6 protein-coding genes are annotated in these 4,523 nt (G+C 73.8%); 1 reads left to right on the forward strand and 5 read right to left on the reverse strand.

Annotated elements, in window-relative coordinates; all coding sequences use genetic code 11:
- Window positions 1–250 precede the first annotated feature (250 nt).
- From ACIWVC_RS22195 to ACIWVC_RS22205, 3 genes are all read right to left on the reverse strand, one after another.
- The gene (locus tag ACIWVC_RS22195; RefSeq protein WP_396450926.1) at window positions 251–766 is read right to left on the reverse strand and encodes a GNAT family N-acetyltransferase; all 516 of its coding nucleotides are present in this window, start codon (window positions 764–766) and stop codon (window positions 251–253) included.
- Between the two features lie 207 nt (window positions 767–973).
- The gene (locus tag ACIWVC_RS22200; RefSeq protein WP_396454526.1) at window positions 974–1,696 is read right to left on the reverse strand and encodes a DUF72 domain-containing protein; all 723 of its coding nucleotides are present in this window, start codon (window positions 1,694–1,696) and stop codon (window positions 974–976) included.
- Between the two features lie 38 nt (window positions 1,697–1,734).
- Window positions 1,735–2,190 carry a hypothetical protein gene (locus ACIWVC_RS22205; protein WP_396450930.1) on the reverse strand — a complete coding sequence of 152 codons (456 nt, stop codon included), beginning with the start codon at window positions 2,188–2,190 and terminating at the stop codon, window positions 1,735–1,737.
- Between the two features lie 81 nt (window positions 2,191–2,271).
- Here ACIWVC_RS22205 and ACIWVC_RS22210 point away from each other — a divergent pair, with 81 nt between their 5' ends.
- A complete protein-coding gene (locus tag ACIWVC_RS22210) occupies window positions 2,272–3,288 on the forward strand; it encodes a tyrosine-type recombinase/integrase (RefSeq protein ID WP_396450932.1) in 1,017 nt (338 codons plus the stop codon).
- Window positions 3,289–3,339: 51 nt separating this feature from the next.
- On the opposite strand, the gene ACIWVC_RS22215 is transcribed toward ACIWVC_RS22210, so the two are convergent.
- Window positions 3,340–3,975, reverse strand: a complete 636-nt coding sequence (locus ACIWVC_RS22215; RefSeq protein ID WP_396450934.1) for an HAD family hydrolase — start codon at window positions 3,973–3,975, stop codon at window positions 3,340–3,342.
- A gap of 46 nt (window positions 3,976–4,021) precedes the next feature.
- Window positions 4,022–4,523: DUF1707 domain-containing protein (locus ACIWVC_RS22220; protein ID WP_396450936.1), on the reverse strand; the 502-nt coding region annotated here is incomplete at its 5' end.

A 4,523-nucleotide genomic window follows, 5' to 3' on the forward strand; every position in this document is an offset into this window, starting at 1 on the left:
CGAGCGGCGAGTGAAACGCGGGAACGTCGTCAGTCCTGTGAGCGGCCCGGAAAGCCGGGGAGGCCCCTCTTCCGGCTTCCGGAGGCTCTACTTAACATAATGTACATTATCGACCAACCGTGAGACCGGCTGGAAGCGGGGCGATCCGGGCGGGATTCGCACCGCGCGCACGGGGCGCGCGCAGTCGGATTCCGCAAGCCGGGCACCGGGTTCGCGCGAGGCGGCCGGGTGCCGCTGCGGGTCGGGCGGGTCAGGGCACCTCGGCGGCGCGGAGGGCGATCCAGTAGCGATCTTCGCCGCGGATGCGGCCGTCGTGGAGGCCGCCGTTCGCGATGATCACCCGGCGGGACGGCTCGTTGTCGGCCGAGCACGTCAGCAGGACGCGGTCCAGCCCGTGTCGGCGGCACTCCACCAGCCCGGCGGCCGGCATCCGCGTCGCGTGGCCGCGCCGCCGCCACGGCGTGACGACGTGGTAGCCGACGTGCCCGCCGATCTCGGCCAGCTCCGGCGTCAGGCGGTGCCGCACGATCAGCGTGCCCAGATACCGCTCGCCCGAGATGTACCAGAACGTCGTGCACGGGACGCCCCAGCGCACCCGGACGCCCCGGCGCCGCGCGACGAACGCGTCGAAGTCGCGGTACGCCTCGTCCAGCCAGTCCGCGGAGCCGCCGTCCGCCTCCTGGTCGGCGCGTTCCCCGGCCAGGAACGACGCCCGCACCGCGGTGGTCGGCGCGGCCAGGCGCGGCGGCGGGACGAGATCGCTCATGGCCCCGAGTCTGCCGGAGTCTCACGTCCTGTCCCCCGCGGGCGGTTGCTCAAGGGCATGGCGCGCGGGCATGGGAAGCTGGTCCGGCACAGGAACCGACGTCTGGTGCGCGCCGAAGCGGCCCCCTCCTCCGCCGGGGGCCGCGCTACTCCCCTGGGTTAACCGGACAGAAGCTGAATTCTGTCCGGTTTACGTGTTTCATCCCCTTTAGTCCGTTTGCGTGGGGCGTGCGGTGAGGTCGGTGAAGCGGAGCGCGTCGCGGACGGCGGCGCCGCCCGGGTCGTTGTTGAAGTACACGTAGGCGTCGTCGGCGCCGGCGAGCTCGTCGGCCCAGCTCTTGAGGGTGTCGTCGGCGTAGCGGGGCCAGGGCTCGGCCGGGCCTTCGTGGAACCGCAGGTAGAGCCACCCGGCGGTGTGCCAGAGGGGCGTCTGGGGGCGGCCGAGCCGGTCGGTCCAGCACAGCGCGGCGCCGTGGTCCTCCAGGACGCGGCGGGTCCGGTCCGTCCACCACGTGGGGTGCCGGGGTTCGACGGCGACGCGGACGCCGGCCGGGAACTCGCGCAGGCAGGCGGCGAGGCGGTCGGGTTCGGCGCGCAGGGTCGGCGGGAGCTGCAGCAGGACGGGCCCGAGCTTGGGGCCGAGGCCTGCGGCGGCGTTCATGAGGCGGGCGACGGGTTCGGCCGGGTCGATGAGGCGTTTCATGTGGGTGAGGTAGCGGCTGGCCTTCACCGCCATGACGAACCCGGGCGGGGTGCCGCCGCGCCACAGCTCGAACGTCTCGCGGCCGGGCAGCCGGTAGAAGGCGTTGTTGTTCTCCACCGTCGGGAAGACCTCGCTGTAGCGGTGCAGCCAGCGGCGCTGCGGGAGGCCCGGCGGGTACAGGACGCCGCGCCAGTCGGCGTACATCCATCCCGATGTGCCGATCAGCATCGGCTCCTCCCCCGCGTCCGGCGGTGCCCGCCGGGTGGTCATACCCGCCGGTGGGGTTCCAGGACGCGGATGTAGTCGACGAGCCGGACGCCGATCTCGAAGGGGACGTCGGGGCCGTCGAGGTCGAGGTCGGGCCAGGTCTCGGAGATGCGGCGCCAGGTGCCGCGGCCCAGGAACGCGCCGGCGACGGGTTCGCCGCCGAGTTCGGCGCGCCAGCGGGGTTCGGTGGTGAGCAGGCGGGCGAGGGCGTCCTGGTTGGCGGGTTCGTCGCGGTGCTCGGCGTGGAAGCCGATCTCGACGGCGTGGACGCGGGCGCCGGGGGCGAGTTCGGCGGGGATGATCTGGGCCTCGTAGTGCTCGCGCTGGGGTGCGGGGTCGCCGAACCATGCCTTGACGCCGTTGTGGCGCACCTGGACGCGGGGGCGTCCGAGGGCGGGCGGCGTGGATCCCCGGATGATCTCGCCGACCTGGTCGAACAGCGCGCGGTCCGTCATCGTGCCGATCCTACGGGCGTTCTGTCGGTGGCGGGCGGTAGCGTCCGGCGGGTGCGTCCTTCCGGTGTTCAGCGTCTGACGGTGGCCGAGTGCGTGGACCGGTACGGGGAGATGGTGCGGGCGAAGGCGGCGACGGGTGCGCTGGCGCCGGCGTCGGCGGAGGTGTACGTGCGGGACGCGGCGACGTTCGCGGCGCTGGCGGGCGCGGAGCGGGTGCTGGACGATCTGACCGGCGAGGACGTCGATGAGGTGCTGCTTCGGTTCGCGCGCAAGCCGGATGAGCGGCGGCGGGTGCGGGCGGTGGAGCCGGGGGGCGGTCCGTCGCAGAGCGCGGCGTCGCAGGCGCGGTTCCGGCGTTCGGTGTCGGCGCTGTTCCGGTACGCGGTGGTGGCGGGGTGGGTGCAGCTGAACCCGATGGACGCGGTGACGGTGCGGCCGAAGCAGCGGGGCGGGCTGCGCGCGGAGCGGCGTGCGCTGACGGTGGAGCAGGCGGAGGGGCTGCTGGGTGCGGCGCGGGGGCTGGCGGAGGAGCCGGCGGCGGCGCGGCGGCGGCGTGATCAGCGGACGGAGTTGCGGGACGGGTTGATCGTGCTGCTGCTGGCGGCGGTGGGTCCGCGGGTGTCGGAGCTGACGGCGGCGAACATCGAGGACTTCTTCGTCAACGGGGGGACGCGGTACTGGCGGATCTTCGGCAAGGGCGGGCGGACGCGGGACGTGCCGCTCCCCCGTCCGGTGGTGGAGGTGCTGGACGCGTATTTGGCGGACGGGCGGCGGCTGCTGGACCGGGGGCGGGAGCCGAAGGCGCTGCTGCTGTCGTGGCGGGGGCGGCGGCTGGCGCGGGGTGATGTGCAGGGGGTGATCGACCGGGTGCTGGAGCGGGTGGAGCCGGGGCGGCGGCGGAGTGTGACGCCGCACGGGCTGCGGCATACGACGGCGACTCATCTGCTGGCGGCGGCGACGGACATGGACGCGGTGCGGCGGGTGCTGGGGCATGCGGACCTGTCGACGCTGGGTCGTTACCGGGACGAGTTGCCGGGTGAGCTGGAGGCGGCGATGCGAGTGCATCCGCTGCTGGGGTCGGTGGAGGGGGGCGGGTGACGCGCGCCGCTCCCCCAAGGCCTGTGCCGTCCCCTGTGGGGCGGCGGGCGGTCAGGTGGTGAGGGTGCGGGCGAGGGCGTAGACCTCGGTGAGGTCGGTGCCGCGGTAGTCGAGGGCGGCGATGCCGGCGAGGTGGTGGTCGGCGTTGACGGCGACGGTGTTGGTGAGGTGCCTGAACAGGGGCGCGTCGGACATGGAGTCGCCGTAGGCGGTGCATTGGTCGACGTCGAGCCCGTGGCGGGCGCGCAGTTGTTCGGTGATGCGGACCTTGTCGGCGGGGGTGAGGATGCCGGCGGGGTCGAGGGTGCCGGTGAAGGGCAGGGGCGGGAAGCGGGAGGCGATGACGTCGTCGAAGCCGAGGTCGAGGAGGTGGCGGGCGAAGAAGTCGGGCGACATGGTGATGACGGCGGAGTGCTCGCCGCGGGCGCGGATGTCGGCGCAGACGTCGGCGATGCCGGTGAGCCAGGTGGCGGCGGTGTAGGCGGCGGCGACGGTGTCGGGGGTGAGGTCGCGCCAGAGCCGGTGGATCTCGATGGAGAAGCCGCGTGTGTCGAGGGTTCCGGCGGCGAAGCGGGCCTCGAGTTCGCGGAGTTCGGGGAGGGTGCCGAGGTGCCGGGCGATTTCGAGGTTGGCGGTGGTGCCGGTGAGGAGCGTGCCGTCCATGTCGAAGATGTGCAGGTGTCCCACAGGGTGTGGAGTGTGCCGGATGCGGGGGCGGGGCCGCGAGCAGTTTTCAGTCGTCGCGGGCGGGCCAGATGGCGTAGGAGATGAGGATGGCGGCCCAGATGGCGAGAGGTGCGGCGGGCCAGTAGAACGTCCACTCCCCTGCGCGGAGGGCGGTGGCGGCCCAGATGGCGGTCATGACGGCGGCGCCGCCGGTCCAGTAGCGCCATTCGGCGGCCCATGCGCGTTCGTCGGCTTCGTCCTGGGCGGCGCGCCGGGCGTGTTCGGTCCGGGTGCGGGCGGTCTGGGACGGGGGCAGGTCGGCGGTGAGGCGGTGCAGGTCGCCGCGGGTGGTGGCGGTGAGGGCCTGCTGGAGGCGGCGGCGGTGTTCGGCGGTGTCGAGGGCGCCGGCGAGGGCGTCGCCGAGGCGTTCGGCGGTGGTGTCGCGGTCGTGGTCGGAGGCGCGGACGGGGTCGCCTTGAGGATCGTCGTGGGGCGGGTGTCGCATGGCGGCTCCGTGGCGGGCGGTGTGGTGGGCGGTGTGGTTCCAGGGTGGCGCGGCGGCGGGCGGC

Source organism: Actinomadura sp. (genome assembly GCF_044508335.1).
Lineage (GTDB): Bacteria > Actinomycetota > Actinomycetes > Streptosporangiales > Streptosporangiaceae > Spirillospora.